Annotated in this window: 2 protein-coding genes; both read right to left on the bottom strand. The window is 41.0% G+C overall.

Annotated elements, in window-relative coordinates:
- Positions 1 to 175 precede the first annotated feature (175 nt).
- Positions 176 to 2,242 (bottom strand): hypothetical protein, encoded by a 2,067-nt coding sequence (locus DWZ61_RS17490; RefSeq protein WP_118539880.1) that lies wholly within the window; start codon positions 2,240 to 2,242, stop codon positions 176 to 178.
- Positions 2,243 to 2,255: 13 nt separating this feature from the next.
- Positions 2,256 to 3,505: hypothetical protein (locus DWZ61_RS17485; protein WP_207664189.1), on the bottom strand; the 1,250-nt coding region annotated here is incomplete at its 5' end.

Genomic DNA, 3,505 nt, shown 5'->3' with positions numbered 1-3,505 from the left:
ACATATAATCCTCTAAGTAGTGGGTCATACTTTCAGTATGTATCTTGGAACATTGGGACCCAGAATCCCATATATCCCCGGTGTAAAATCTGCAGATACGTCATTTATTGCATACGTTTTCCCATGATCATAGCTTTTGTATAGATCTTTTATTTTTAATTCCATAATGTACCCTTTATATCATATTCAACAGAATCATGTGGCTGCTTCGTTTAAAATACAAAAGCAGCAATACAACAATAATCAATATGCCGCTTCCCATCAGCAGTGCCGGAATTCTCTGTTTCAACTTTTTGTACAATGTCCGCCCCAGGATTCCTACTGCCAGAAAGCTTCCGAATTTCAGGACAAATACGAAAGTCTCATACCATCCCAGTGTTATGCTGCTTTCGCAGTTCCAATTTACCAGATTACACATTTTCTGCCCTGCTGTGGCAAATCCATCAATATTCTGCAGCTTTAAAAACAATGGTGCAGCCATTACCAGATAGACAAATACTACGCATATGATCGCTGCCAGATCCTTACTTCTCTCCAGAACTTCTCTTCCTCTCCGGGTAGAACGGATCAGCGGTATCAGGTTGCTCTCCTCTCCTGCTCCGTAAATCCCTCCCAGTAAAAACAGCAACAGAACCGCACCTACGTACCAGGTAAGCACTTCATGGGTAACATTTCCCCATATATCCAGGTAAGCTTTTTCATCCAGTAAATATTTTTCCGAAAGTTTACCCTCTTTTTCTGATAGTCCCCGGATCTGATCTGTCAGCTCCTGAAAGCCCTCATGCAAACGCTGCCATTCCAACTGCATCAGTAACCGATCTATTTCATCCGTCCCTGACATTTCAGCTGATTCCCGACTGGGCTCCTGTAACTGCTCCAACCGCCTTTTTTCGTTTTCCACCTGCTCCAGGGTCTCCTCCGTCAGCTGTCCGGAAAGATTTTTCAGGTACATATGGTAGGCGGCATCTTTCGCCGTCGCATAGTATTGTGGCGCATATACAGCAAAAACATTCTGCATCATAAGCCACAGGGCAATTATGATCACAATTCCTTTTTTCTGCTGGATCAATAGTTTATAAAATTCATAATATACAAGATTCCTTCTATGCCCTAGTACGCTCCATTTTTTTCGTAACCTGATAATCAGCGTTTCCAGCCGGTCACTGTCACTGATCTGGCAGGTTCTATGGAAAAGGTTTATTCCGCTGGCACAGCATACCACATAAATAATCAGGAAGACACTGACCGCAACTTCATTTTTTCCTATGGCATGTCCCCCAAAATTGAAATTAACATAGCTTCCCAGCGCCTGTCTCATATCCCAATAGAAAAAAGGATTTATAATCTTACATACCCGCAGGGTTCCCGTGACAGCAATGAAATGGTACGCTGCATATTCGCATATCATAGGAAGCATCATGACAATGAAAGCTCCCGTTTCCGATTTCACCAGCATGCCCGCCATAAAAAGAACAGACCCTGTCAGCAGGGACAGTCCCACACGAAGAAAAATAAGCAGTCCTATGGCCTGCCCTACGCTTAATACATACGGGCAGTTGCGGAAAAGAGAAACCGACTGTACGTGTCTGTTCATATTGCCATATCCATACATCCATTTCAGGAACAAAACAACACTGGTTTCCTGTAACAAGGTATACAGTACTCCCCCCGATAATAGCAGAAACAACTTGGAATACGCCGTTACATGATGTCCGTTTTTACATCCTTTAATAAGAATAAAAAGCTTTCTATTTCTCTCATAAAATAATAAATACCACGTCAATACTCCCTGAAAAGAAATAGCAAAGAAAATACCGTACTGATACTCCGCCAATGCCTTTATTCCAAAACAGTTGTCCACTGTCACAGAAGCTTTCGCAACTGCCGAAAAATCGTGACAAGTCTTGCGGATATTATCCGTCAGATAATGATTTCCTTCGGAGATCACATTTTCCATGGCCTTTGACCTGTCCTGCATCTGTGAAATAAATTCCCGATAAGAGTCCAGATACCGTTTCTGTTCCTCCAGATCAGCCTCATAGAAGCCTAACTCGTCCGCCTGTTCATTTCCTTCACAAAACGCAATATATTGATCTTTTTGCTGATATACATAGACATAGGCCGCTTCTTTTTTCTGAATCATAAAAAGCAGGAATAGATTCCCCACAAAAAGTCCAATAAATGCAATCCATAGCGGAATCTGCGTCATCAGCTTTTTTATTTCATATCCTGTCAACCTCATGCAAATTGCCCCTTTAACGATCCATGATCTCCGTCAGTGTAATCGTTTTCCCCCGGTACTCTCCAATTTTTTTCTCCCAGCACTTTACTCCCCATGTACCGTCTTCTTTCTCATAAGTAAAGTACATCCTGTTTCTGTCACCTACCGGAAATCTCTGTGCTCTCCCGTTTTCATTTAATGGTGTCATAAAGGTATCTACGATCTGCATGTCCTTGTCATACACAACATATTTTCCCGGATTCCGAAGCCAATCATCAATGTCCTCCATCCAGTCATCAAAAAAATATAAATATTCGCCATCACTCAAAAAATAACCTGCCTGAGGTACATCTTCCAATAACACCTTCAGATTGGATCCATCCAGATCAGCAATATATACCGGCATCGGTTCATCACCTCTTTTTTCATCATCATAGGGATCCAGAATGATCTGATCCTGCCAGAATTGTACCCCTAAAATATGCACCGATTTCGGCATATCCGGAATCTGTAATTCCTCAATTTTGTCCGCCTGTATATCATATACAAAGGTTTTATTATATAACCTGTCGTAATCGTAACCATTATTTTCTTCCTTCTGGGAATCTCCCTCTTTGGGCAGCATAGAAATAATTTCAAAATACACATAATTTCCATAAGCCTGAAGATTTCCCCAAGTAAGCACTCTCAGATTCTCCTCCGCAGTATAGACGGTCTCCGGTCTATGAAAAAAGGTATTTAATGATAACCGTTTTATCGTACATTCAACCTTTATCTCTTCATCTTCCTCATAATACCTTTTTTCCGCATAATATAAGTTGTTCCTATGTATGATCCAGTTCACAATAATGCTGGATTTTCCATCCCATTTGTACACAACATCTTTCGCTGTTCCGTCCAGAGCATAGCGGTATAATATCCTTTCATCCGTTTCGTAACAGCTCAACGGAATACAATAAAGATAATCTCCGCATTTTGCAATTGCGATATCTTTATCCGGATTAATATTTGCCAGTTCCTCCAAATCGACAGAGGCATTACACTCTTTTATTTTCTGCTGATCCGTCTCTCTGTCATGTAAGCAGTCCACCTTATTACACAGCGGAACTAAAACATCATTACCTTCTTCCATGTAATAGATAAAACCATTCTTGTATATATATACGATGTTATCGCTTCCCTGCTGGACTTTAGGAAATGCTATGCTATCCGACCATTGTCTGTATTGATAGTCATAGTTTTTGTCATTCCTTTCGCTTCGCTCAAGGCACAAACAAGTTATGA

Origin of the sequence: Clostridium sp. AF34-10BH, assembly GCF_003478095.1 — a bacterium.
GTDB lineage: Bacteria > Bacillota > Clostridia > Lachnospirales > Lachnospiraceae > Acetatifactor > Acetatifactor acetigignens.
The sequence above is the reverse complement of the archived record's forward strand: the minus strand, read 5'-3'. Positions and strand labels throughout refer to the sequence as shown.